Origin of the sequence: Flavobacterium pasteuri, from assembly GCF_048286615.1 — a bacterium.
Lineage (GTDB): Bacteria > Bacteroidota > Bacteroidia > Flavobacteriales > Flavobacteriaceae > Flavobacterium.
Genome location: NZ_JBLVPN010000004.1, coordinates 93,787 through 116,216 on the forward strand (window position 1 = coordinate 93,787; position 22,430 = coordinate 116,216).

Annotated in this window: 33 protein-coding genes; 30 read left to right on the forward strand and 3 right to left on the reverse strand. The window is 35.0% G+C overall.

What is annotated here, in order from left to right; all coding sequences use genetic code 11:
• Positions 1-69: 69 nt before the first annotated feature.
• The 3 genes from ACNQF6_RS07345 to ACNQF6_RS07355 form a co-directional block, all read right to left on the reverse strand.
• Positions 70-1,521 carry a SusD/RagB family nutrient-binding outer membrane lipoprotein gene (locus ACNQF6_RS07345; RefSeq protein WP_417964645.1) on the reverse strand — a complete coding sequence of 484 codons (1,452 nt, stop codon included), beginning with the start codon at positions 1,519-1,521 and terminating at the stop codon, positions 70-72.
• A 3-nt stretch (positions 1,522-1,524) separates the two neighbouring features.
• The gene (locus tag ACNQF6_RS07350) at positions 1,525-4,782 is read right to left on the reverse strand and encodes a SusC/RagA family TonB-linked outer membrane protein (RefSeq protein WP_417964646.1); all 3,258 of its coding nucleotides are present in this window, start codon (positions 4,780-4,782) and stop codon (positions 1,525-1,527) included.
• An 84-nt stretch (positions 4,783-4,866) separates the two neighbouring features.
• A complete protein-coding gene (locus ACNQF6_RS07355; protein ID WP_417964648.1) occupies positions 4,867-6,573 on the reverse strand; it encodes a BamA/TamA family outer membrane protein in 1,707 nt (568 codons plus the stop codon).
• A 181-nt stretch (positions 6,574-6,754) separates the two neighbouring features.
• Here ACNQF6_RS07355 and rpsL point away from each other — a divergent pair, with 181 nt between their 5' ends.
• The 30 genes from rpsL (at position 6,755) to rpsD (ending at position 22,410) form a co-directional block, all read left to right on the forward strand.
• The gene (gene rpsL / locus ACNQF6_RS07360; RefSeq protein WP_007136570.1) at positions 6,755-7,138 is read left to right on the forward strand and encodes a 30S ribosomal protein S12; all 384 of its coding nucleotides are present in this window, start codon (positions 6,755-6,757) and stop codon (positions 7,136-7,138) included.
• 74 nt (positions 7,139-7,212) lie between these two features.
• Complete coding sequence (rpsG, locus tag ACNQF6_RS07365; protein ID WP_143391055.1) at positions 7,213-7,689, forward strand: 30S ribosomal protein S7; 477 nt, start codon at positions 7,213-7,215, stop codon at positions 7,687-7,689.
• 10 nt (positions 7,690-7,699) lie between these two features.
• Positions 7,700-9,856 carry an elongation factor G gene (gene fusA, locus ACNQF6_RS07370; RefSeq protein WP_417964650.1) on the forward strand — a complete coding sequence of 719 codons (2,157 nt, stop codon included), beginning with the start codon at positions 7,700-7,702 and terminating at the stop codon, positions 9,854-9,856.
• 11 nt (positions 9,857-9,867) lie between these two features.
• Positions 9,868-10,173, forward strand: coding sequence for a 30S ribosomal protein S10 (gene rpsJ / locus ACNQF6_RS07375; protein WP_011963470.1), 306 nt, complete (start codon positions 9,868-9,870; stop codon positions 10,171-10,173).
• Between the two features lie 154 nt (positions 10,174-10,327).
• A complete protein-coding gene (gene rplC / locus ACNQF6_RS07380; protein ID WP_417964652.1) occupies positions 10,328-10,945 on the forward strand; it encodes a 50S ribosomal protein L3 in 618 nt (205 codons plus the stop codon).
• Entirely contained in the window at positions 10,945-11,574 is a 630-nt protein-coding gene (gene rplD / locus ACNQF6_RS07385; RefSeq protein ID WP_035668126.1) for a 50S ribosomal protein L4, read from the forward strand. The genes rplC and rplD overlap by 1 nt, the downstream gene beginning before the upstream one ends.
• A gap of 6 nt (positions 11,575-11,580) precedes the next feature.
• Positions 11,581-11,871 (forward strand): 50S ribosomal protein L23, encoded by a 291-nt coding sequence (gene rplW / locus ACNQF6_RS07390; RefSeq protein WP_035668124.1) that lies wholly within the window; start codon positions 11,581-11,583, stop codon positions 11,869-11,871.
• A gap of 6 nt (positions 11,872-11,877) precedes the next feature.
• Entirely contained in the window at positions 11,878-12,702 is an 825-nt protein-coding gene (gene rplB, locus ACNQF6_RS07395; protein ID WP_035668122.1) for a 50S ribosomal protein L2, read from the forward strand.
• 6 nt (positions 12,703-12,708) lie between these two features.
• A complete protein-coding gene (rpsS, locus tag ACNQF6_RS07400; protein ID WP_007136562.1) occupies positions 12,709-12,987 on the forward strand; it encodes a 30S ribosomal protein S19 in 279 nt (92 codons plus the stop codon).
• A gap of 6 nt (positions 12,988-12,993) precedes the next feature.
• Positions 12,994-13,407, forward strand: coding sequence for a 50S ribosomal protein L22 (gene rplV, locus ACNQF6_RS07405; RefSeq protein WP_113636701.1), 414 nt, complete (start codon positions 12,994-12,996; stop codon positions 13,405-13,407).
• A 5-nt stretch (positions 13,408-13,412) separates the two neighbouring features.
• The gene (rpsC, locus tag ACNQF6_RS07410) at positions 13,413-14,171 is read left to right on the forward strand and encodes a 30S ribosomal protein S3 (RefSeq protein ID WP_035668118.1); all 759 of its coding nucleotides are present in this window, start codon (positions 13,413-13,415) and stop codon (positions 14,169-14,171) included.
• A gap of 19 nt (positions 14,172-14,190) precedes the next feature.
• Positions 14,191-14,616 (forward strand): 50S ribosomal protein L16, encoded by a 426-nt coding sequence (gene rplP, locus ACNQF6_RS07415; RefSeq protein ID WP_007803637.1) that lies wholly within the window; start codon positions 14,191-14,193, stop codon positions 14,614-14,616.
• Between the two features lie 13 nt (positions 14,617-14,629).
• Positions 14,630-14,821, forward strand: coding sequence for a 50S ribosomal protein L29 (gene rpmC, locus ACNQF6_RS07420; protein WP_035668115.1), 192 nt, complete (start codon positions 14,630-14,632; stop codon positions 14,819-14,821).
• Between the two features lie 17 nt (positions 14,822-14,838).
• Positions 14,839-15,099: a 30S ribosomal protein S17 gene (gene rpsQ / locus ACNQF6_RS07425; RefSeq protein WP_039110222.1), complete on the forward strand. Its 261-nt coding sequence runs from the start codon at positions 14,839-14,841 to the stop codon at positions 15,097-15,099.
• A gap of 2 nt (positions 15,100-15,101) precedes the next feature.
• The gene (rplN, locus tag ACNQF6_RS07430) at positions 15,102-15,470 is read left to right on the forward strand and encodes a 50S ribosomal protein L14 (RefSeq protein WP_026717863.1); all 369 of its coding nucleotides are present in this window, start codon (positions 15,102-15,104) and stop codon (positions 15,468-15,470) included.
• A gap of 11 nt (positions 15,471-15,481) precedes the next feature.
• On the forward strand, positions 15,482-15,796 hold the full coding sequence (gene rplX / locus ACNQF6_RS07435; protein WP_282711769.1) for a 50S ribosomal protein L24: 315 nt from the start codon (positions 15,482-15,484) through the stop codon (positions 15,794-15,796).
• Positions 15,797-15,798: 2 nt separating this feature from the next.
• Complete coding sequence (gene rplE / locus ACNQF6_RS07440; RefSeq protein ID WP_099713443.1) at positions 15,799-16,350, forward strand: 50S ribosomal protein L5; 552 nt, start codon at positions 15,799-15,801, stop codon at positions 16,348-16,350.
• Between the two features lie 3 nt (positions 16,351-16,353).
• The gene (gene rpsN, locus ACNQF6_RS07445) at positions 16,354-16,623 is read left to right on the forward strand and encodes a 30S ribosomal protein S14 (protein WP_026707007.1); all 270 of its coding nucleotides are present in this window, start codon (positions 16,354-16,356) and stop codon (positions 16,621-16,623) included.
• A 99-nt stretch (positions 16,624-16,722) separates the two neighbouring features.
• Positions 16,723-17,121 (forward strand): 30S ribosomal protein S8, encoded by a 399-nt coding sequence (rpsH, locus tag ACNQF6_RS07450; RefSeq protein ID WP_417964654.1) that lies wholly within the window; start codon positions 16,723-16,725, stop codon positions 17,119-17,121.
• Between the two features lie 18 nt (positions 17,122-17,139).
• On the forward strand, positions 17,140-17,682 hold the full coding sequence (rplF, locus tag ACNQF6_RS07455; protein ID WP_282711763.1) for a 50S ribosomal protein L6: 543 nt from the start codon (positions 17,140-17,142) through the stop codon (positions 17,680-17,682).
• An 11-nt stretch (positions 17,683-17,693) separates the two neighbouring features.
• Positions 17,694-18,044, forward strand: coding sequence for a 50S ribosomal protein L18 (gene rplR, locus ACNQF6_RS07460; protein WP_039110219.1), 351 nt, complete (start codon positions 17,694-17,696; stop codon positions 18,042-18,044).
• A gap of 6 nt (positions 18,045-18,050) precedes the next feature.
• Entirely contained in the window at positions 18,051-18,578 is a 528-nt protein-coding gene (gene rpsE / locus ACNQF6_RS07465; protein WP_417964656.1) for a 30S ribosomal protein S5, read from the forward strand.
• Positions 18,579-18,590: 12 nt separating this feature from the next.
• Entirely contained in the window at positions 18,591-18,773 is a 183-nt protein-coding gene (gene rpmD / locus ACNQF6_RS07470) for a 50S ribosomal protein L30 (protein ID WP_027310825.1), read from the forward strand.
• Positions 18,774-18,784: 11 nt separating this feature from the next.
• Positions 18,785-19,237 carry a 50S ribosomal protein L15 gene (gene rplO / locus ACNQF6_RS07475; RefSeq protein ID WP_066081007.1) on the forward strand — a complete coding sequence of 151 codons (453 nt, stop codon included), beginning with the start codon at positions 18,785-18,787 and terminating at the stop codon, positions 19,235-19,237.
• Positions 19,238-19,250: 13 nt separating this feature from the next.
• Positions 19,251-20,597, forward strand: coding sequence for a preprotein translocase subunit SecY (gene secY, locus ACNQF6_RS07480; protein ID WP_099713440.1), 1,347 nt, complete (start codon positions 19,251-19,253; stop codon positions 20,595-20,597).
• A 3-nt stretch (positions 20,598-20,600) separates the two neighbouring features.
• Positions 20,601-20,816: a translation initiation factor IF-1 gene (gene infA, locus ACNQF6_RS07485; RefSeq protein ID WP_007136545.1), complete on the forward strand. Its 216-nt coding sequence runs from the start codon at positions 20,601-20,603 to the stop codon at positions 20,814-20,816.
• A 12-nt stretch (positions 20,817-20,828) separates the two neighbouring features.
• Positions 20,829-20,945: a type B 50S ribosomal protein L36 gene (ykgO, locus tag ACNQF6_RS07490; RefSeq protein WP_008992256.1), complete on the forward strand. Its 117-nt coding sequence runs from the start codon at positions 20,829-20,831 to the stop codon at positions 20,943-20,945.
• Between the two features lie 2 nt (positions 20,946-20,947).
• Positions 20,948-21,322, forward strand: a complete 375-nt coding sequence (gene rpsM, locus ACNQF6_RS07495) for a 30S ribosomal protein S13 (protein ID WP_039110216.1) — start codon at positions 20,948-20,950, stop codon at positions 21,320-21,322.
• Between the two features lie 8 nt (positions 21,323-21,330).
• Complete coding sequence (gene rpsK, locus ACNQF6_RS07500) at positions 21,331-21,714, forward strand: 30S ribosomal protein S11 (RefSeq protein ID WP_024981527.1); 384 nt, start codon at positions 21,331-21,333, stop codon at positions 21,712-21,714.
• A gap of 90 nt (positions 21,715-21,804) precedes the next feature.
• Positions 21,805-22,410 carry a 30S ribosomal protein S4 gene (gene rpsD, locus ACNQF6_RS07505; RefSeq protein ID WP_282711735.1) on the forward strand — a complete coding sequence of 202 codons (606 nt, stop codon included), beginning with the start codon at positions 21,805-21,807 and terminating at the stop codon, positions 22,408-22,410.
• Positions 22,411-22,430 lie beyond the last annotated feature (20 nt).

A 22,430-nucleotide genomic window follows, 5' to 3' on the forward strand; every position in this document is an offset into this window, starting at 1 on the left:
TAAGTAAAATGTGTGTAAAAAAAAAACCATCAGCCTAAGCTGATGGTTTTAATATAAATTTAGAGATAATTAAAATTTATCCCAGAAAATTTTAGATGTTAATTTATCTCCACCTGTTACTGTAGCAGCAGCAGCAGTAACGTTAGTTGCATTAACAGTTGCTTCACTTGCAGGATAAGTTAATCTTGTAGGAACAGATTTTATATCGTTGTAAGTCGTTGCAGGAACAACCAAGGCTGGAAAATCTAGTCTTCTCCAAGAATTCCAAGCTTCAAAACCTCTATTGTATAATGCAATCCATGCTTGTTCTCCAATGCTTTTTTTCCAAGCAGCAGTTGAAGTTCCGTTGTAAGGATTTGCAAGTAAATAAGCTGTAGCGTCTACAGTTGCTACGCCCCAGCTGTTCATAGAAGCTGTAACACCATTGTTGTAATGAGTTGCGGCGACCCCTGCAGCTGCAATACCTCTTGCAGCTGCTTCAGCTAGCAAAAATTCTTGTTCACTGTATGCAAGTATTGTTCCTGGGAAAGTTTGAGCTAGAAGTGTATTGTTCACAGTTGAAAAGTTTGTGTAACTGTTAGATGCACCATATATTCCTCCCTTGTAAACAGTAGTGCCTGGCGCAAAAGTGAAGTATTTAGCTCTTCTAGGATCAGATAGAGTTTCTAATTTGTTAACAAAGGTATCAGCAATAACAAAATCTTTTCTTCCACTTGCAACTAAATCCACATATAATGGGTTTGTATTAGGTTGTGCTCCTAAATAATTCAAATTAGCATCATCACTATTGCTTGTCATAATTCCTGCATTGATAGCAGCAGTAGCTTGAGTAGAGGCGTAAGCAGCATCTACATCAGACATGTTTACAGCAAGTCTTAACCTTAGAGTATTTGCAAATTTTTTCCACTTTGCAACATTACCACTATAAATTAAGTCAGCAGAACCAAAACTAGCTTCTGAAGTATTTAGTGCACCTTGAGCTGCAGCTAATCTAGTTATAAGGTCTTTATAGATTGTCTGTGCATCATCGTATTTAGGTAGTGGATGTCCTTCGATGTCTAATGCCTCAGAATAAGGTACATTACCAAAACTATCTACTAAAACACTAAATGTGTAAGCATTCATAATTTCAATGATTGCTTTTTTGTTAGCCAAAATTGCAGCTTCACTTGCGCCAGCTGTAACAACTTTGTTTAGTAACACATTAGATTCTTTGAAATCTCTAAGAACATCTCTGTAAAGAGTGTTAAAGTGAGTGTCTGGAATAGGTCTTGTAGTCAAGTTGTACTGACTTTCATCTGGATAGGTAGTTTCTGTCCATTGTTGCACTAACATTCTGAAAACATTTCTGTTTACAGATGCGTTTACCATTTGATCAACTAAAGTTTTTTGAGCGTTTGTAAATAAAAACTCGGGTTTAGCAGACGTTGGATTTTTTGTATCTGTATTTAGCCCGGTGATATCATCAGTACATGATACGCTCAGCGCTAAAAACGAGATTAATAAAACTATTTTTTTCATAATTTAAAATTTAAATGTTACGTTAACACCAACATTTCTTGTTGTTGGTAAAGAACCTACTGAATATCCTGCAGATGAAGCATTAGCACTCAATCCACTTTCTGGGTCAGCATATGGAAGGTTTTTGTCGATTATCCATAAATTTGAACCTACTATACTAAATTTCATTTCTTGAAGATTCATTCTTGAAACTAAAGTAGTTGGTAAAGAGTAAGTGATATTAACTTCTCTTAATTTAATAAATGAAGCATCATACACGAAAGCTTTACTCGGCGCTCTTCTATATCCTGATACGTTACCGTATTGGTCAGGAGCTGGAGTTCTTGTAGTATTTACTGAGCCATCAGCTTTTACACCAGGTAAGATAACACCACCACCATTAGCTATAGTATTTCTAATTGGGTTCCCTAACTCATTAAGTCCAGCAGTAACATCGTACAGTCCAGTTGCTAAACCGTATGCTTGGTCAAGAGAGAAAATATCTCCACCTTTTTTCATATCGATTAAGAATCCAAAAGATAAATTTTTGTATGTGAATTTGTTACGAACACCACCTAACCAATCTGGATTAACATCACCGATTACATTATTTGCTGATGCATTAACAACATACCTTCCATTTGCTCCAACTACCTTTTCGCCGTTTAAGTAAGTAAAGTCAGTACCTCTGAGTACACCATAAGGCTGCCCTACAGCAGCATTAAGAGTTACCCCTTGTCCAAACTGATTTAATCTTAAGTTTTCAATTCCTTCAGCTAATTTAGTAACTTCATTTTTGTTTTTAGACCAGTTTACAAAAACATCCCAAGCGAAATCTTTTGTTTTAATAGGTGTAACGTTAAATTGAACCTCGATACCTCTATTTTCTACAGTTGCAGCGTTAATGTATCTTGAACTATTACCAGTAGCAGTAGAAAAAGGAACTTGGAAAGCTTCTCCGTTATTTACGTTTTTGTATGCACTTACTTCAAATCCAACTCTTCTGTTTAAAAATTGCATTTCTAAACCAATTTCTTGAGTATTTGTTTTTACTGCTTCTAAGTTTGGATTGTTTTTTGTACCAGCAACAGAATATTGTTGATTAGAACCAAAAGGGTCATTCTTTACATAAGTATCTACTAAAGATAGTCCTGGAGTACCTAATGGGCTTTCAGAATATCCAGCTCTAATTTTACCAAAACTTAACCATGGTTGGTTGATGTGATTTGTGAAAACATAACTTCCAGATGCAGAGTAACTCCAGATTGCATTCTTTCCTGCTGGTAAGCTAGAAAAAGCATCTCTTCTTGCAGTTGCATCTACGAAAAAGTAATCTTTAAATCCTAAAGATGCTGATCCATAATAACTGTTAATTCCTTGGTTAGCTTCTGCTTCTAAAGGAAAAGGAACTTGTTGAACAGAATTTGATAAACTGAACAAGTCTGGAACAATAAGACCGCCTTGAGTAGAGTTTAAAGTAGAAATAATTCTAGTTCTAACTGCTGTTCCTCCAGCAATACCACTAAAACTAATACTTTCAGAGATGTCTTTTTTAAATGTTAAGATGAAATCATAATTTTGTTCAGAAAACGATCTTTGATATTTTTGGTATCCAGAAGTTTCGTCTAATCTGTTGATTCCAAATGCACCAGCGATAGAACCGAATGCTCTTCTTTCTTCACGTAATTCGCTATAAGAATCAGTAGATATTTTTGCTGTAGCAGTTAACCAATCAGCAATTTTATAATCTAATTTAGAGTAACCTATAAAACGGTTTCTTTCGTCAGATTGGAAATTTTTATTTCTGATGAAATAAGGGTTGTCCCAGTAAATTTGAGTTAAATCACTTGGATCAGAATAGTTCCAGTTGATGTTCTGTCCACCAGATCTTTCGTAAACTTGTTTCAATTCCTGAACGTCTACGTTGGTTTGCCACCATTGACGGAACATTGACATGATGTTTTCATTATATCCAGTTGAATTCCTACCTACAGTGTTTTGAGAATTGTAGTTAGCAAAAACACTTGCTGATAATTTGTCTGAAAACTGGTGATTAATTTTAGCACTAATGCTGTTTTTTTTCATATCACTATTTGGAAGAATACCTGTTTGTTTAGAATTGGTGTAATTCAATACAAAATTAGTAGTTTCATTTCCATCTTCTAGCGAAACAGAATTATTGAACGATGTACCTGTTTGGAAGAAGGTAGTTGGGTCATTTTTAGCAGCTACCCAAGGAGTTGCTTTTCCGAAGCTGTCAGACCAAGGAGTGAATGCATTCCAATTGTAAACCATTAAGTTGGGGTCAAATGCTGCCCCATAAGAAGCATCTTCTGAAGTTGGAACTACTAAGTCTTCAACACCATCTCCGTTAATATCTCTTGATAAGAAAAATCCAGATGCATCTTCATAAAAAGGGCCATAACCTGCTCCATATTTATCTTGGTATTTTACAAATGTAGATTTGTCTATAGTACTTCCAACAAATTCAGAAGAGACAGTTATACCTAATCCTTTTTTTGCTCTACCTCTTTTAGTTGTAATCATTACAACTCCATTACCACCTAAGTAACCATATAATGCAGAAGCTGCTGCTCCTTTTAGTATATTTACACTTTCGATGTCTTCAGGATTGATGTCCATTGCAGCATTACCGTAATCATATGTTCCTCCTGCTCCAGCAGCTTGGTTTCCTGTAGTACCCGTTACTAAAGAGTTGTTGATTGGCATTCCGTCAATAACAATTAGCATTTCATTGCTACCAGTCAAACTTTTTACACCTCTAGATACAATACTAGACGATCCGCCAAAGTTATTATTCCTTTTGATATTAACACCGGCAACTTTTCCGGAAAGTTCATTGATGAAGTTTCCACTTCCTGCACCAGAATTTAAGTCTTCTGCTTTAACTTCCTGTGTAGCGTAGCCTAAAGATTTTTTCTCTCTTTTGATACCTAAGGCGGTAACTACTACTCCTTCAAGTTCAACTGAATCATCTTTCAGTTTTACATTTAAATTAGATGTACTAGCTTGCATTTCTTGGGTTTTCATCCCAATGTAGCTAAATACCAAGACTTGGCTTGGAGTTGCTCTGATAGAAAATTTTCCATCAAAATCAGTTTGTGTTCCAGTTTGCGTTCCTTTAACTAATACGCTCACGCCTGGTAAAGGCATTCCTGCATTATCAGAAACAACACCTGAAACAGCTCTTTCTTGCGCAAAGGTAATTTGCGCCACAAGTACTAATAATAGTACTAAGAATCCATTAAACTTTAGTTTCATTTTTTAATATTTTGAATTAGTCTCGCAAACTTCTTAATAATTTGTTAACTTTCCTAATATATAAATCTCTATTTTTTAATGAAATTAAAATTTAACATTATAACAGATGTGGATAATTGTGTTATAAAATTCAATTTGTTGGTTTTGGTTTGTGCCATTTGCCATAGCAAATTTTAATAAGCCATTTTTTGTTTGTAGTCCAAATCCAAGTCCAAGTCCTAGTAGTTTTTCGATATTTTCTTTCTTTTCAATGCTTGAATTGTTCCTGTAAATGCAGTAATCTAGTATGGAATGAACGTATAGATTTGGTGAGAGTGTATGTCTGTATTCTGTAAGAATTGAGGAAGTGAAATAAGCTTGTAAGCTGTTTTCTGTAAAGCCTCTTACGCTGTTGAATCCTCCAAAACGAAAAAGTTCATTTACAATATACCTATTGCTTTGTAAATAATAATTCTGGCTATTGATATGTATGACGTTCTTTTTATTCAAGTTAAAGTTATGGGAGGCTTGAATATTTATAAAAAACTGATTGCTTTTGGTAACGTTTTCTGAGTTGTTTTTGATTTCTCGTTTTCCGATTCCGGTAGTTATGGAGAAAAATGATTTTATTTGAAAAGTATAATTAGATAAGTCTAGTTTTGTGTAATTAAAACTGGATGTTAAAAAAGAATTACTAAAATCGCTTATTGAGGTGCCAGTTGAGTTTTGAATATCACTTGATTCCGTGGTTTGGTATCCTAAATAGAAGCGTTTGTTGTAATTTGTAAAATAGCTTAAATCAATTGCTGTTTTTGTGTTTTGAAAAGTGCTGTCTTGTCTGAATAATTGAATTTGTGCTTTTAATCCTAACGGCGTCTTTTGTAAATATGGAAGTTCAATGCTGGCATTAAATGTTTTTTGATCGTTCCCGTCACTTTTCCAATAAACAGATAATTGTTCTCCCGAGCCTAAAATATTTTCTAGCTTTATGTCTAAGTACCCATTTAGGGTTGTTCTTTTGTTTTCATTGTTTGAAAACCCAATAAAGCCGTCAAAAGTATTGGATTTTCTTTTTTCAAGATATACGTAAACTTTTGTTGTGTCTTTTGTGAATAGAATTTCTGGATATTTTACTTGGCTAATAAAGCCAAATTTTTCAAAATCATTATAAATTTGGTCTACTATTTTTTGATTAAAAATGCTGTTTTTGTATTTTCTGTTTATTTGTACTAAATGTCCACTCGGGAATTTATTTGTTCCATTGTTTTTTGTATAATTTATTGTGATGGAATTTAGAGTTCTTTTTTCGTCTGATTCTAGTTTTAAATCAGCATAAATTTCGGTTTCTATTCTTTTAATATTTATCAGTTTTAGTCTTGCTAATGCAAATCCGTTTTGCTCTAATTTTTGGACAGTTTGTTTTAGAAAAGAATTAATTTCTGTGTAGGCGAGTTTTAAGGTGTCTTTTTTGCTTAGGTCTGATAAGTTGTCTAGGATTTTATTTGTACCTATATATATATGTATGAATTTTATTTTTTTACCTAATGTAAAATTAGCTACATAACTAGAGTCTTTTCTTTTGGCTAATTCTAGTGAAGTATTGTCTATGTATCCTATTTCAGATAGTTTTTCGGAAACTCGGATTATCTCTTCATTAATTGATTTTGTGTTTTTGTGCTCGGAATTGTATTTTAGGGAGTCTATGATTTTTGTTTCTAATGAATTGTTCCCGGTTATTAATAATCGAAAATTTTGCGCAGAAGAACTAAGGCAAAAGATGATGAGGAATAGTAAAACAAAAGAAGATTTCAAATGAGTATGTGTTTTTGATAAAAGTAACGCAAATATCTATTGTTTGGGATAAAAATCAAATGATAAAATAATCTTCTTGAAAATTAATAGATTAACGTTTGTAGAGTAAAAAATATTTTCTACATTTGCAACCCCGTAAAAAGCGGGAATTTAATATAATAAGAAATTTTTAGTATTAATTATGCCAACAATTCAACAATTAGTAAGAACAGGAAGAACTCAGATAACTAAGAAGAGTAAATCGGTTGCTTTAGATTCTTGTCCTCAAAGAAGAGGGGTTTGTACGCGTGTTTACACTACAACACCAAAAAAACCAAACTCCGCAATGCGTAAAGTAGCGCGTGTACGTTTGACAAATGGTAATGAAGTGAATGCTTACATCCCTGGTGAAGGACACAATTTACAAGAGCACTCGATAGTATTAGTTAGGGGTGGAAGGGTAAAAGATTTACCAGGAGTTAGATATCACATCGTTCGTGGTGCGCTTGATACGTCAGGAGTAGCAGGAAGAACGCAAAGAAGATCTAAGTACGGAGCTAAACGCCCAAAAGAAGCAAAAAAGTAATTTAAAAAGCTATTTCTTTTAGAGATGTGATTCGTTACAGCTTTATGGGTATAGCATTTTATTAAAAAAAAGACATGAGAAAAAGAGCGGCAAAGAAAAGACCACTTTTACCAGATCCAAGGTTTAATGACCAGTTGGTAACACGTTTTGTGAACAACTTAATGTGGGACGGTAAGAAATCAACAGCTTTTAAAGTTTTTTATGATGCAATTGACATTATAGAAACTAAAAAGCAAGATGCAGAAAAACCATCATTAGAAATTTGGAAAGATGCCTTAACAAACGTTATGCCTCACGTAGAAGTACGTAGTCGTAGAGTAGGTGGAGCTACATTTCAAATTCCAATGCAAATTAGACCAGACAGAAAAATCTCTATGGCAATGAAATGGTTAATTCTTTATTCAAGAAGAAGAAACGAAAAATCAATGGCTCAGAGATTGGCTTCAGAATGTTTAGCAGCCGCTAAAGAAGAAGGAGCTGCTGTTAAGAAAAGAATGGATACTCACAAGATGGCAGAGGCTAACAAAGCATTCTCCCACTTTAGATTTTAATTCTTAAGAAATGGCTAGAGAACTTAAATATACAAGAAACATAGGGATTGCTGCTCATATTGATGCTGGTAAAACAACAACAACTGAGCGTATATTATTCTATACTGGAAAATCACACAAAATTGGTGAAGTACACGATGGTGCTGCAACAATGGACTGGATGGCGCAAGAGCAAGAAAGAGGTATCACAATTACTTCTGCTGCTACAACTTGTGAATGGAATTTTCCAACTACTCAAGGTAAAATTTTGCCTGAAACGTTGCCTTATCACTTCAACATTATCGATACCCCAGGACACGTTGATTTTACAGTCGAGGTAAATCGTTCCTTACGTGTACTTGATGGCTTGGTTTTTTTGTTTAGTGCTGTTGATGGTGTTGAGCCACAATCAGAAACTAACTGGAGATTAGCTGATCAATACAGAGTACCACGCATTGGTTTCGTTAATAAAATGGATAGGCAGGGTTCTAACTTTTTGATGGTATGTCAACAAGTAAGAGACATGTTGAAATCAAACGCTGTTGCAATTACTTTGCCAATTGGTGAAGAAAATGATTTCAGAGGTGTTGTGGATTTAGTGAGAAACCAAGCTATTGTTTGGGATGATGCTGGAATGGGAGCGACTTATGAAGTTGTTGAGATTCCTGCTGATATGATTGACGAAGTAAAAGAGTACAGAGACATTCTTATTGAGGCAGTTGCTGATTATGATGAGAACTTGCTTGATAAGTATATGGAAGATCCGGATTCTATTACAGAAGAGGAAATCAATACTGCTTTAAGAGCTGCTGTAATGGATATGGCTATCATTCCTATGATTGCTGGTTCGTCTTTCAAAAACAAAGGAGTTCAATTCATGTTAGATGCAGTATGTAAATACTTGCCATCTCCAATGGATAAAGAAGGTATCGAAGGTATTCATCCTGATGATGCTGAATTATTAGAAGAAGATCAAACTAAAATTTTGCGTAAGCCAGATGTTAAAGAGCCATTCGCAGCTTTAGCATTTAAAATTGCTACAGACCCATTCGTAGGTCGTTTAGCTTTCTTCCGTGCTTATTCAGGACGTTTAGACGCTGGTTCTTATGTTTTGAACACCCGTTCAGGAAACAAAGAAAGAATTTCTCGTATCTACCAAATGCACGCTAACAAACAAAATCCAATCGATTATATTGAAGCGGGTGATATTGGGGCGGCAGTTGGATTTAAAGATATCAAAACAGGAGATACATTGTGTGATGAAAAACACCCAATTATTCTTGAGTCAATGAAATTTCCTGCACCAGTAATTGGTATTGCTATTGAGCCTAAAACTAAGGCTGACGTAGATAAAATGGGTATGGCTTTGGCTAAATTAGCTGAAGAAGATCCGACGTTTACAGTTAGAACTGATGAAGCTTCAGGTCAAACAATTATTTCTGGTATGGGTGAGCTTCACTTAGATATCTTAGTAGATCGTATGAGACGTGAATTCAAAGTTGAGGTTAACCAAGGTGAGCCTCAAGTTGAATATAAAGAAGCTTTTACTAAGAAAGCACAACATAGAGAAACTTACAAAAAACAATCTGGAGGTCGTGGTAAATTCGGTGATATCGTATTTATACTTGAGCCAGCGGATGAAGTTGACGGTAAAGCTCCAGTTGGATTGCAGTTTGTAAATGCAGTAAAAGGTGGTAACGTTCCTAAAGAATATATTCCATCAGTTGAAAAAGGTTTTAGGGAAGCTATGAAGACTGGTCCTCTAGCAGGGTACCAAGTAGATAGTTTGAAAGTAACCTTATTAGACGGATCTTTCCACCCTGTGGATTCTGATGCGCTTTCTTTTGAACTTGCGGCAAGAATGGGGTATAGAGAGGTAGCTAAGGCAGCTGGTGCTGTTATATTAGAACCAATCATGAAAATGGAAGTGATAACACCAGAAGAAAACATGGGAGATATCGTAGGTGATATTAACCGTCGTAGAGGTCAGGTGAATGATATGGGTGATAGAGCTGGTGCTAAAACAATTAAGGCAGATGTGCCATTATCTGAAATGTTTGGATACGTAACTACGTTAAGAACGCTATCTTCAGGTAGAGCAACATCTACTATGGAATTTTCACACTACTCTGAAACGCCTTCTAATATTTCGGAAGCAGTTATCAAAAAAGCAAAAGGAAACGCATAATCTTTAAGAAAATGAGTCAAAAAATCAGAATAAAATTAAAATCTTACGATCACATGTTAGTAGATAAGTCTGCTGAAAAGATTGTAAAAACGGTAAAAAGTACCGGTGCAGTTGTTACAGGACCAATTCCATTACCAACTCACAAAAAACTTTTCACTGTTCTTCGTTCTCCACACGTTAACAAAAAAGCGAGAGAGCAATTTGAAGTAATGTCATACAAGCGATTAATTGACATTTATTCATCTTCATCTAAAACTATTGATGCTTTAATGAAACTTGAATTGCCAAGTGGAGTTGAAGTTGAAATCAAAGTTTAAGTAGTTTAAGAGTAAAAAGGAACGCTGTTTTTAAGCGAAAAATATTTTTTTGGTTTGTTTGTAAATAAGTTATACATTTGCACCCACTAAAAAAATAGGATTCGCTTAAATGCTGCGTTCTATATTTATATTTAATAATTAATAATTAATAATTATGTCTGGGTTAATTGGTAAAAAAATCGGCATGACTAGCATTTTCGACGAGAACGGGAAGAATATTCCTTGTACAGTAATCGAAGCTGGACCATGTGTTGTTACCCAAGTCAGAACCAAAGGTGTTGACGGGTACGAAGCGTTGCAACTTGGTTTCGATGACAAAAACGAGAAACATTCCACAAAAGCGGCTTTAGGTCACTTTAAAAAAGCGGGAACTGTAGCTAAGAAAAAAGTCGTTGAATTCCGAGATTTCGCAACAGAACAAAATTTAGGAGATCTAATTGATGTTTCTATTTTTCAAGAAGGAGAATTTGTAGATGTACAGGGTGTGTCTAAAGGTAAAGGTTTTCAAGGGGTTGTGAAACGTCACGGTTTTGGTGGTGTTGGTCAAGCAACTCACGGTCAACACAACCGTTTAAGAGCGCCAGGTTCTGTAGGAGCTTCTTCTTATCCATCTAGAGTATTCAAAGGAATGCGTATGGCTGGACGTATGGGAGGAGATAATGTAAAAGTTCAAAACCTTAGAGTTTTAAAAGTAGTGGCTGAAAAGAACCTACTTGTTATAAAAGGATGTATTCCTGGATGTAACAACTCTTATGTAATCATTCAGAAGTAATGGAAGCAAAAGTATTAGATTTCAACGGAAAAGATACTGGAAGAAAAGTTCAACTTTCTGATTCAGTATTTGGTATAGAACCAAACAATCACGCAGTATACCTTGATGTTAAGCAATATCTTGCTAATCAAAGGCAAGGGACGCACAAAGCTAAAGAAAGAGCTGAAGTAGCGGGAAGTACTCGTAAAATAAAAAAACAAAAAGGAACTGGTACTGCTCGTGCGGGTAGTGCAAAGAATCCATTGTTTAAGGGTGGTGGAACAGTTTTTGGGCCAAGACCAAGAAGTTATTCATTTAAATTGAATAAAAGCTTGAAACGTTTGGCTAGAAAATCTGCTTTCTCAATTAAAGCAAAAGAGTCGAATATTATCGTTCTTGAAGACTTTAATTTTGAAACTCCAAACACTAAAAATTTCATCAACGTTTTGAAAGCTTTAGAGTTAGAGAATAAAAAATCCCTGTTTGTGTTGGGTGATACGAATAAAAATGTATATTTGTCGTCACGCAATTTAAAAGGCTCTAGCGTAGTAAGTAGCTTAGAATTAAGTACTTACGCTATATTGAACGCTAATAATTTAGTGCTTTTAGAGAGTTCTTTGGAGATAATTGAAGAAAATTTAAGTAAATAATAGGATATGAGCATCATAATTAAGCCTATAGTAACGGAAAAAGTAACCAAAGAAAGTGAAGTTTTAAACCGCTTCGGATTCGTTGTTGACAAAAAAGCAAACAAAGTGCAAATTAAGAAAGCTGTTGAAGCTGCTTATGGAGTAACTATTTTGAGTGTTAATACGATGAACGTAAGACCGGATAGAACTACTAAATACACTAAAAGTGGTTTAATTAGTGGAAAGACAAATGCGATTAAAAAAGCAATTGTTCAAGTACAAGAAGGAGAAACAATTGATTTTTACAACAATATCTAAGATAAAATGTCAGTAAGAAAATTAAAACCTATTACCCCAGGTCAGCGATTTAGAGTTGTGAATGGTTATGACGCCATTACAACTGATAAGCCGGAACGCTCTTTGATAGCGCCGATAAAAAACTCTGGTGGTAGAAATAGTCAAGGAAAGATGACCATGCGTTATACGGGTGGTGGTCACAAGCAGAGATATCGTATTATTGATTTCAAACGTACAAAAGAAGGAATTCCGGCTACAGTGAAATCAATCGAATATGATCCAAATCGTACTGCATTTATCGCATTGTTAGCTTATGCTGATGGTGAGAAAACTTATGTTATTGCTCAAAACGGATTGAAAGTTGGTCAGAAATTAGTTTCTGGTCCAGAATCTCAACCTGAAATTGGTAATACTTTACCTTTAAGTAGAGTTCCACTTGGAACTGTAATTTCTTGTATCGAATTGAGACCAGGACAAGGAGCTGTAATCGCTCGTTCTGCTGGAACATTTGCTCAATTAATGGCAAGAGATGGAAAATATGCTACAATTAAAATGCCTTCTGGGGAAACAAGATTAATCTTGTTGACTTGTTCGGCTACAATTGGAGCGGTTTCTAATTCAGACCACCAATTAGTTGTATCAGGAAAAGCTGGTAGAACAAGATGGTTAGGAAGAAGACCTAGAACAAGACCTGTTGCAATGAACCCTGTCGATCACCCAATGGGTGGTGGTGAAGGACGTTCTTCTGGTGGACATCCACGTTCAAGAAATGGAATACCAGCTAAAGGTTATAGAACTCGTTCTAAGAAAAACCCGAGTAACAAGTATATCGTAGAACGTAGAAAGAAATAATAAGATATGGCACGTTCATTAAAAAAAGGACCTTTCGTTCATTATAAGTTAGACAAGAAAGTTCAAGAAAACATCGCAGGTGGAAATAAAGGAGTGGTTAAGACATGGTCTAGAGCTTCTATGATTACTCCAGACTTTGTTGGGCAAACTATCGCAGTTCATAACGGTCGTCAATTTGTACCAGTTTACGTAACAGAAAACATGGTAGGTCACAAATTAGGAGAATTTTCACCAACTAGATCTTTTAGAGGTCATGCTGGAGCAAAAAATAAAGGTAAAAAATAAGAAGCAATGGGAGTTCGTAAAAGAGAAACAGCAGATGCAAGAAAAGAGGCTAATAAGTCTTTGGCCTTCGCAAAGTTAAATAACTGCCCTACTTCACCTAGAAAAATGCGCTTAGTAGCAGATCTAGTAAGAGGTCAGAAGGTAGAAAGAGCACTTAACATCTTAAGATTTAGTTCTAAAGAAGCTTCAAGAAAATTAGAAAAATTGGTTTTATCAGTAATTGCCAACTGGCAAGCTAAAAACCCTGACGCTAATATGGAAGAAGCTGGTTTATTTGTTAAGGAAATCCGTGTAGATGGTGGAATGATGTTAAAAAGACTTCGTCCAGCTCCACAAGGAAGAGCACACAGAATAAGAAAACGTTCTAACCACGTAACAATCGTGCTTGGAGCTATCAATAACACACAAAGCAATTCTTAAGCAGCATGGGACAAAAGACAAATCCAATTGGAAATAGACTTGGTATCATCAGAGGATGGGACTCAAACTGGTATGGTGGAAATGATTACGGTGATAAACTTGCCGAAGATCACAAAATCAGAAAGTATATCCATGCTCGTTTATCAAAAGCTAGTGTATCAAAAGTAATCATCGAGAGAACTTTAAAACTTGTAACCGTTACTATCACTACTGCTAGACCTGGTATTATTATCGGAAAAGGTGGACAAGAGGTAGATAAGTTAAAAGAAGAACTTAAGAAAATTACTGACAAAGAGGTTCAAATCAACATCTTTGAAATTAAAAGACCTGAACTTGACGCGTATCTAGTTGCTACAAGCATCTGTCGTCAAATCGAAAGCCGTATTTCTTACAGACGTGCAATCAAAATGGCTATTGCTGCTTCTATGCGTATGAACGCTGAAGGTATCAAAGTTTTGATTTCCGGTCGTTTGAATGGTGCAGAGATGGCTCGTTCAGAAGGTTTCAAAGAAGGTAGAATTCCTCTATCAACTTTCAGAGCTGATATTGATTATGCTTTGGCTGAAGCTCATACTACTTATGGTAGAATGGGAATCAAAGTGTGGATCATGAAAGGTGAAGTTTATGGAAAGAGAGATCTTTCTCCACTTGCCGGAATGGACAAAAAACAATCTGGTGCTGGTGGTAAAGGTGGTGATTCTCCTAGAGGAGACAGAAAACCTTTTAATAAAGGTGGAAAACCAGACGCTCGTAAACGAAAGTAAATTTTTAAACTAAAGAAAAATGTTACAGCCTAAAAGAACAAAATACCGTAAGGTACAAAAAGGTAAAATGAAAGGGAACTCTCAAAGAGGGCATGAACTTTCTAATGGAATGTTTGGTATTAAATCTGTACATGAAGATGGAATGTTCTTAACCTCTCGTCAAATCGAAGCTGCGCGTATTGCTGCAACTCGTTTTATGAAAAGAGAAGGACAATTATGGATCAAAATATTTCCAGACAAACCTATCACTAAGAAACCTCTTGAGGTACGTATGGGTAAAGGTAAAGGTGCAGTTGAGTATTGGGCTGCTGTTGTTAAACCCGGAAGAATTATGTTTGAAGTTGGAGGAGTACCTTTGTCAGTTGCAAAAGAGGCGTTACGTCTTGCAGCTCAAAAACTTCCAGTAAAAACTAAATTCGTCGTTGCTAGAGATTTCGAAGCATAATTTATATTATATTATGAAACAATCAGAAATAAAAGATCTTTCTGCAGCGGAGTTGCAAGAAAAACTTAGCCAGACTAAGAAGGCATATGCCGACCTAAAAATGGCTCACGCTATTTCTCCAATTGAGAACCCACTTCAAATTAGAAGTGTAAGAAGAACAGTTGCAAGATTAGCTACGGAACTTACTAAAAGAGAGTTGCAATAATTGTAATCTGCTGAAAGATGGAAGAAAAAAGAAATTTAAGAAAAGAAAGAGTTGGTGTTGTTACTTCAGACAAAATGGATAAATCTATTGTAGTTGCTGAAGTGCGTAAAGTAAAGCACCCATTATACGGTAAGTTCGTGTTGAAAACTAAAAAGTATCACGCACACGACGAAAAGAACGACTGTAACATTGGAGATACTGTAAGGATTAGTGAAACGCGTCCTATGAGTAAAACAAAATGTTGGAGGTTAGTTGAAATCCTAGAAAGAGCTAAATAATTATGGTACAACAAGAATCAAGACTAAAAGTAGCAGATAACACTGGAGCAAAGGAAGTTTTAACTATCCGTGTTTTAGGAGGTACCAAAAGAAGGTATGCCTCTGTTGGTGACAAGATTGTAGTTTCTATCAAAGATACTGCTCCTAACGGAAGCGTTAAAAAAGGAGCTGTTTCAACTGCAGTTGTTGTACGTACCAAAAAAGAAGTAAGAAGAGCCGATGGTTCATACATTAGATTTGATGACAACGCATGTGTGTTATTAAATGCTGCTGGTGAAATGAGAGGAACTCGTGTTTTTGGTCCGGTAGCAAGAGAACTTCGTGAAAAACAATTCATGAAAATTGTATCATTAGCACCAGAAGTGCTTTAATTCGTTTTAAGATGATAAAGCTAAAAATAAAAACAGGTGACATTGTAAGAGTAATTGCTGGAGACCATAAAGGTGCTGAAGGTAAAGTTTTACGTGTTTACCGCGAGAAAAACAAAGCGATAGTTGAAGGTGTTAACATGGTTTCAAAACATACGAAACCTAGTGCAAAAAGCCCTCAAGGTGGTATCGTAAAGAAAGAAGCTTCTATACAAATATCTAATATTTCTTTAATTGATCCTAAAACTAAGGAAACAACTAGAGTAGGAATTAGAGTTGAAGGAGATAAGAAAGTAAGATTTTCAAAAAAATCTAATCAAGTACTATAGTAATGGCGTATATACCTAGACTAAAAGAAGAATATAAGAGCAGAGTAATCGCTGCTCTTAAAGAGGAATTCGGATACGTAAACGTAATGCAAGTTCCAAAATTGGAAAAAATCGTTTTAAGTAAAGGAGTTGGTGCAGCTGTATCTGATAAAAAACTAATCGACTATGCAGTTGATGAGTTAACAAAGATCACTGGACAGAAAGCAGTATCTACAATCTCAAAGAAAGACGTTGCGTCATTCAAATTGAGAAAAGGGATGCCTATTGGAGCAAAAGTTACTTTGCGTGGAGAAAGAATGTATGAGTTTTTAGATAGACTTATCACTTCTGCTTTACCGCGTGTTAGAGATTTTAGTGGAATTAAAGCTACTGGTTTTGACGGAAGAGGTAATTATAATCTTGGTGTTTTGGAGCAAATCATTTTCCCAGAAATTGATATTGATAAAGTAAACAAAATATCAGGAATGGATATATCTTTTGTTACTTCTGCAAAAACTGATAAAGAAGCAAAATCACTATTGGCTGAATTAGGTTTACCTTTTAAAAAGAATTAAGATATGGCTAAAGAATCAATGAAAGCCCGTGAGGTTAAGAGAGAAAAAACTGTAGCAAAGTATGCTGAGAAAAGAAAAGCTTTGTTAGAAGCTGGAGATTTCGTAGGTTTGCAAAAATTACCGAAAAATGCTTCTCCTGTTCGTTTGCACAATCGTTGTAAATTAACTGGTAGACCAAGAGGATATATGCGTCAATTTGGTATTTCACGTGTTACATTTCGTGAGATGGCAAATAACGGGTTAATCCCAGGTGTTAAAAAAGCATCTTGGTAGACTGTAACTAAAGTTACGTCAATACAAACACATTTATAAATTGGTTAAAGGTTCATAGGATGAGTATCCTATGAAAACCATAACCGCAAATTAATACACATGTATACAGATCCTATTGCAGATTATTTGACAAGAGTTCGTAACGCTGTGGCTGCAAACCACAAAGTTGTTGAGATTCCTGCATCTAATCTAAAAAAAGAAATAACTAAGATCTTATTTGATCAAGGTTATATCTTAAGTTACAAATTTGAAGACAACGCTGTTCAGGGTTCAATCAAAATCGCTTTGAAGTATGATAAAGATACTAAAGAGTCTGTAATTAAAGATATCCAAAGAATTAGTAAACCAGGTTTACGTAAGTATTCAGCTTCTTCATCAATTCCTAGAATCCTTAACGGATTAGGAATTGCTATCGTTTCTACATCAAAAGGTTTGATGACAGGAAAGAAAGCCAAACAATTAAATGTTGGTGGTGAAGTAATTTGTTACGTTTACTAATCATTAAAATAGTAGAAGATGTCAAGAATAGGTAAAAATCCGGTTGTAATCCCTGCTGGTGTAACTGTTGAAGTTGCAAATGGTATTATTACAGTAAAAGGAAAAAATGGTCAACTTACACAGGAGTTTTCGGACGTTACTGTAACAGTTGAAGACGGTCAAGTTCAAGTTGATAGATCGTCTGATCACAAAGACCAAAGAGCAAAACACGGTTTATATAGATCTTTAATCAACAACATGATTATTGGTGTAAACGAAGGTTTTACTAAATCTTTAGAGTTGGTAGGAGTTGGTTATAGAGCTTCAAATCAAGGACAAAAGTTAGATTTAGCTCTTGGATATTCTCACAATATTGTTTTAGAAGTTGCTCCAGAAGTAACGTTAGAAACAATATCTGAAAAAGGTAAAAATCCAATTGTTAAATTAACATCATTTGACAAACAACTTTTAGGTCAAGTAGCTGCGAAAATCAGAGGTTTCCGTAAGCCTGAGCCGTACAAAGGAAAAGGTGTTAAATTTGTAGGTGAAGTATTAAGAAGAAAAGCAGGTAAATCAGCTTAAAAAATAAGATTATGTCATTAACAAAACCTGAAAGAAGACAACGAATTAGATTCAGAATTAGAAAAACAATTAGTGGTACTGCTACTAATCCAAGACTATCTGTATTTAGAAGTAACAAAGAAATTTATGCTCAATTAATTGATGACGTAAACGGAGTTACTTTATTGGCAGCTTCTTCAAGAGAAAAAGAAATAGGTAACGGTACGAACATTGAAGTTGCTACAGCAGTTGGAAAACTAGTTGCTGAAAAAGCTTTAAAAGCTGGGATAGACGTAGTGACTTTCGATAGAGGAGGTTATTTATATCACGGTCGTATTAAATCATTAGCAGAAGGCGCAAGAGCGGCTGGACTTAAATTCTAATATAGTATGTCTAATAGTAAATACAAGAATGTAGAGTTAGTAAAACCAAGTGGTCTTGAATTAAAAGATCGTTTGGTAAGTGTAAATCGTGTTACTAAGGTTACAAAGGGGGGTAGAGCTTTTGGTTTTTCTGCTATTGTAGTTGTAGGTGATGAAAATGGAGTAGTTGGACACGGATTAGGAAAATCTAAAGACGTTTCTGAAGCAATTGCGAAAGCAGTAGAAGATGCTAAGAAAAATTTAGTAAAAATTCCTTTGAATGGTCAATCAGTTCCTCACGAACAAAAAGGTAAATTTGGTGGTGCACGTGTTTTCTTAATTCCTGCCTCTCATGGTACAGGAGTTATTGCTGGTGGAGCTGTTCGTTCAGTTCTTGAATCAGTAGGAATTCATGATGTATTATCTAAATCTCAAGGATCTTCAAATCCTCACAACGTAGTGAAAGCAACTTTTGATGCTTTATTACAAATGAGAAGCGCTTTTACTGTTGCAAAACAAAGAGGTGTTTCTTTAGAAAAAGTTTTTAAAGGTTAATTCAAGGAAATTATGGCTAAATTATTAGTAAAACAAGTTAGAAGCAAAATCAACTGTCCCCTTACTCAAAAAAGAGGATTAGAAGCTTTAGGTCTACGTAAAATGGGACAAGTTGTAGAGCATGATTCAAACCCTACAATCCTTGGGATGATAAATAAAGTTAAACACTTAGTTTCTGTTGAAGAAGCTAAATAACAAATACTGTTATGAATTTAAGTAACTTACAACCTGCTGAAGGTTCTACACACAATCAAAATAAAAGATTAGGTAGAGGAGAAGGTTCTGGAAAAGGTGGTACTTCTGCAAGAGGTCACAAAGGAGCAAAATCTCGTTCTGGTTATTCTAAAAAGATTGGTTTTGAGGGTGGGCAAATGCCACTTCAAAGACGTGTGCCTAAGTTTGGTTTTACAAACATCAATCGTAAAGATTACGAAGGTGTAAATCTTGATACACTTCAACTTTTAGTTGATAATGGTGTTATTAAAGATACTGTTGATATGACAGTTTATGTTGCTAATCGTTTAGCTACTAAAAATGAAATCGTTAAGATTTTAGGTAGAGGTGAATTGACAGCAAAATTAAAAGTAACCGCTCACAAATTTACTGCTACTGCAAAAGCTGCTATTGAAGCTGCTGGTGGAGAAGCTGTAACAATGTAATTTTTCAATTAATATGAAGAAATTTATTGAATCAATAAGTAATGTTTGGAAAATCGAGGAACTGAAAAATAGAATCCTAATAACATTGGGTTTGCTTTTAGTTTATCGTTTTGGGGCTCAAGTAACCCTGCCAGGTATTGATGCTACACAGTTAGGTAATTTAGCTGGGCAAACTAAAGAAGGAATTGGTTCAATTCTTGACATGTTTACTGGAGGTGCATTTTCTCAAGCTTCTGTTTTTGCTTTAGGAATTATGCCTTATATTTCTGCTTCGATTGTTGTTCAGTTAATGGGAATTGCGATTCCTTATTTACAAAAACTTCAAAGCGATGGAGAAAGCGGTAGAAAAAAGATTAATCAAATTACTCGTTGGTTGACAATAGGAATTACTTTAGTTCAAGGTCCAACTTATATCTATAATTTATATAGAACATTACCTAGTAATGCATTTTTATTGGGATTCAATTCATTTGAATTTTTATTTTCATCAGTAGTTATTTTAGTTACAGGTACAATTTTTGCCATGTGGTTAGGAGAAAAAATTACTGATAAAGGAATTGGAAATGGTATTTCTTTGTTAATCATGGTTGGAATTTTGGCTAGATTACCTCAAGCTTTTATTCAAGAGTTTACAACAAGAGTTACCAATAATAATGGTGGACCGATGTTGTTGGTTATTGAAATTATCATTTGGTTATTAGTTATCATTTGTTGTGTGCTATTGGTTATGGCGATCAGGAAAATTCCTGTTCAATATGCTCGTCGTACAACATCAGGTGATTTTGAACAAGACATGTTGGGTGGAAACAGACAATGGATTCCTTTGAAGCTTAATGCTTCTGGGGTTATGCCAATAATTTTTGCGCAAGCAATTATGTTTATTCCGGCAGCCTTAGCAGGTTTGTCTAAATCAGATGCATCACAATCAATTGTTGGCGCTTTTAGTAATATGTTCGGTTTTTGGTATAATTTTGTATTTGCAACTTTAATAATTGTATTTACTTTCTTTTACACTGCAATCACAGTTCCTACTAATAAAATGTCTGATGATTTAAAGAGAAGTGGTGGTTTTATTCCGGGTATCAGACCAGGAGTTGAAACTTCTGATTATCTTGACAAAGTGATGTCTTTGATAACTTTTCCAGGATCTTTATTTCTTGCTTTGATAGCTGTGTTCCCAGCAATTGTTGTGAGTCTTATGGATGTTCAACAATCTTGGGCAATGTTTTTTGGAGGTACTTCATTAATAATTATGGTTGGAGTTGCCATAGACACAATGCAGCAAATTAATTCATACTTGTTGAATAAACATTATGATGGTTTGATGAAAAGTGGTAAAAATAGAAAAGCAGTAGCTTAACTTATGGCAAAACAATCAGCAATAGAACAAGACGGATCTATCATTGAAGCATTATCAAATGCTATGTTCCGTGTAGAGTTAGAAAATGGACATATTGTAATCGCCCATATATCTGGAAAAATGCGTATGCATTACATCAAATTATTACCTGGTGATAAAGTGAAACTAGAAATGAGCCCTTACGATTTGTCAAAAGCAAGAATTACTTATAGATATTAAAGGATATTCAAAATGAAAGTTAGAGCTTCAGTAAAAAAGAGAAGTCCCGAGTGCAAAATTGTGCGAAGAAAAGGGAGATTGTACGTAATAAACAAAAAGAATCCTAGATTTAAACAAAGACAAGGATAATTATGGCAAGAATAGCAGGGGTAGATATCCCAAAAAATAAGAGAGGTGTTATAGCACTTACCTACATCTTCGGATTAGGAAGCAGTAGAGCTATTGAGATTTTAGAAAAAGCTCAAGTTAGCCAAGATAAAAAAGTTCAAGACTGGAATGATGATGAGATCGGAGCAATTCGTGAAGCAGTGTCAGCTTTCAAAATTGAAGGAGAATTACGTTCTGAGGTTTCTTTAAACATCAAGCGTTTAATGGATATTGGGTGTTATAGAGGTATACGTCATAGAACTGGTCTTCCTTTAAGAGGACAAAGAACTAAGAATAACTCTAGAACAAGAAAAGGTAAGAGAAAAACTGTTGCCAACAAGAAAAAAGCAACTAAATAATAAGTAATATGGCTAAAGCAACTGCAAAAAAACGTAAAGTTATCGTTGAATCAACGGGAGAAGCTCATATTTCTGCTACTTTTAACAATATCATCATTTCTTTGACAAACAAAAAAGGTGAGGTTATTTCTTGGTCTTCAGCTGGTAAAATGGGTTTTAGAGGTTCTAAAAAGAACACTCCATACGCAGCCCAAATGGCAGCAGAAGATTGTAGTAAAGTAGCTCTTGAAGCTGGACTTAAAAAAGTAAAGGTTTATGTAAAAGGACCAGGAAACGGACGTGAGTCAGCTATCCGTTCTTTGCATAACGGTGGAATTGAAGTGACTGAGATTATCGATGTTACTCCAATGCCTCACAATGGATGTCGTCCTCCTAAAAGACGTAGAGTTTAATACTCAAAAAAATATAGTATAACCAAGATTGTATATCGATTATTGAAGGATCAGACCTGAATTCATAATCTCAATCTTAAACAATTTAAAATGGCAAGATATACTGGTCCTAGTACAAGAATCGCTCGTAAATTTGGCGAAGCGATTTTCGGAGACGATAAAGCTTTCGAAAAAAGAAATTATCCTCCTGGGCAACACGGGATGGCTAAAAAAAGAGGAAAAAAATCTGAGTTTGCTATTCAGTTAATGGAAAAGCAAAAAGCTAAATATTCTTATGGAATTTTAGAAAAACAATTCAGAGGATTGTTCAAAAAAGCATCAGCTACCAAAGGAGTTACTGGTGAGGTTTTATTACAGTTGTGTGAAGCAAGATTGGATAATGTTGTTTTTAGAATGGGTATCGCTCCTTCTAGAAGAGGTGCACGTCAAATCGTTTCTCACAGACACGTCACAGTTAACGGTGAAGTAGTTAATATTCCTTCTTACCACCTTAGACCTGGTGACAAAGTTGCAGTTCGTGAAAAATCTAAGTCATTAGAAGCTATCGAACGTTCTTTATCTAATTCAAGTCATGTTTATGAATGGATTACTTGGAACAATGATATCAAAGAAGGAACATTCGTTTCTGTACCTGCGAGACTTCAAATTCCAGAAAACATTAAAGAACAATTAATCGTAGAGTTGTACAACAAATAATAATTGACTTAGTCGAAATT

Excerpts from the sequence above, each read along its gene's own strand:
- ACNQF6_RS07345 (WP_417964645.1), bottom strand. The coding sequence starts at position 1,521 with ATGAAAAAAATAGTTTTATTAATCTCGTTTTTAGCGCTGAGCGTATCA.
- ACNQF6_RS07350 (WP_417964646.1), bottom strand. The coding sequence starts at position 4,782 with ATGAAACTAAAGTTTAATGGATTCTTAGTACTATTATTAGTACTTGTG.
- rpsL (WP_007136570.1), top strand. The coding sequence starts at position 6,755 with ATGCCAACAATTCAACAATTAGTAAGAACAGGAAGAACTCAGATAACT.
- rpsG (WP_143391055.1), top strand. The coding sequence starts at position 7,213 with ATGAGAAAAAGAGCGGCAAAGAAAAGACCACTTTTACCAGATCCAAGG.
- fusA (WP_417964650.1), top strand. The coding sequence starts at position 7,700 with ATGGCTAGAGAACTTAAATATACAAGAAACATAGGGATTGCTGCTCAT.
- rpsJ (WP_011963470.1), top strand. The coding sequence starts at position 9,868 with ATGAGTCAAAAAATCAGAATAAAATTAAAATCTTACGATCACATGTTA.
- rplC (WP_417964652.1), top strand. The coding sequence starts at position 10,328 with ATGTCTGGGTTAATTGGTAAAAAAATCGGCATGACTAGCATTTTCGAC.
- rplD (WP_035668126.1), top strand. The coding sequence starts at position 10,945 with ATGGAAGCAAAAGTATTAGATTTCAACGGAAAAGATACTGGAAGAAAA.
- rplW (WP_035668124.1), top strand. The coding sequence starts at position 11,581 with ATGAGCATCATAATTAAGCCTATAGTAACGGAAAAAGTAACCAAAGAA.
- rplB (WP_035668122.1), top strand. The coding sequence starts at position 11,878 with ATGTCAGTAAGAAAATTAAAACCTATTACCCCAGGTCAGCGATTTAGA.
- rpsS (WP_007136562.1), top strand. The coding sequence starts at position 12,709 with ATGGCACGTTCATTAAAAAAAGGACCTTTCGTTCATTATAAGTTAGAC.
- rplV (WP_113636701.1), top strand. The coding sequence starts at position 12,994 with ATGGGAGTTCGTAAAAGAGAAACAGCAGATGCAAGAAAAGAGGCTAAT.
- rpsC (WP_035668118.1), top strand. The coding sequence starts at position 13,413 with ATGGGACAAAAGACAAATCCAATTGGAAATAGACTTGGTATCATCAGA.
- rplP (WP_007803637.1), top strand. The coding sequence starts at position 14,191 with ATGTTACAGCCTAAAAGAACAAAATACCGTAAGGTACAAAAAGGTAAA.
- rpmC (WP_035668115.1), top strand. The coding sequence starts at position 14,630 with ATGAAACAATCAGAAATAAAAGATCTTTCTGCAGCGGAGTTGCAAGAA.
- rpsQ (WP_039110222.1), top strand. The coding sequence starts at position 14,839 with ATGGAAGAAAAAAGAAATTTAAGAAAAGAAAGAGTTGGTGTTGTTACT.
- rplN (WP_026717863.1), top strand. The coding sequence starts at position 15,102 with ATGGTACAACAAGAATCAAGACTAAAAGTAGCAGATAACACTGGAGCA.
- rplX (WP_282711769.1), top strand. The coding sequence starts at position 15,482 with ATGATAAAGCTAAAAATAAAAACAGGTGACATTGTAAGAGTAATTGCT.
- rplE (WP_099713443.1), top strand. The coding sequence starts at position 15,799 with ATGGCGTATATACCTAGACTAAAAGAAGAATATAAGAGCAGAGTAATC.
- rpsN (WP_026707007.1), top strand. The coding sequence starts at position 16,354 with ATGGCTAAAGAATCAATGAAAGCCCGTGAGGTTAAGAGAGAAAAAACT.
- rpsH (WP_417964654.1), top strand. The coding sequence starts at position 16,723 with ATGTATACAGATCCTATTGCAGATTATTTGACAAGAGTTCGTAACGCT.
- rplF (WP_282711763.1), top strand. The coding sequence starts at position 17,140 with ATGTCAAGAATAGGTAAAAATCCGGTTGTAATCCCTGCTGGTGTAACT.
- rplR (WP_039110219.1), top strand. The coding sequence starts at position 17,694 with ATGTCATTAACAAAACCTGAAAGAAGACAACGAATTAGATTCAGAATT.
- rpsE (WP_417964656.1), top strand. The coding sequence starts at position 18,051 with ATGTCTAATAGTAAATACAAGAATGTAGAGTTAGTAAAACCAAGTGGT.
- rpmD (WP_027310825.1), top strand. The coding sequence starts at position 18,591 with ATGGCTAAATTATTAGTAAAACAAGTTAGAAGCAAAATCAACTGTCCC.
- rplO (WP_066081007.1), top strand. The coding sequence starts at position 18,785 with ATGAATTTAAGTAACTTACAACCTGCTGAAGGTTCTACACACAATCAA.
- secY (WP_099713440.1), top strand. The coding sequence starts at position 19,251 with ATGAAGAAATTTATTGAATCAATAAGTAATGTTTGGAAAATCGAGGAA.
- infA (WP_007136545.1), top strand. The coding sequence starts at position 20,601 with ATGGCAAAACAATCAGCAATAGAACAAGACGGATCTATCATTGAAGCA.
- ykgO (WP_008992256.1), top strand. The coding sequence starts at position 20,829 with ATGAAAGTTAGAGCTTCAGTAAAAAAGAGAAGTCCCGAGTGCAAAATT.
- rpsM (WP_039110216.1), top strand. The coding sequence starts at position 20,948 with ATGGCAAGAATAGCAGGGGTAGATATCCCAAAAAATAAGAGAGGTGTT.
- rpsK (WP_024981527.1), top strand. The coding sequence starts at position 21,331 with ATGGCTAAAGCAACTGCAAAAAAACGTAAAGTTATCGTTGAATCAACG.
- rpsD (WP_282711735.1), top strand. The coding sequence starts at position 21,805 with ATGGCAAGATATACTGGTCCTAGTACAAGAATCGCTCGTAAATTTGGC.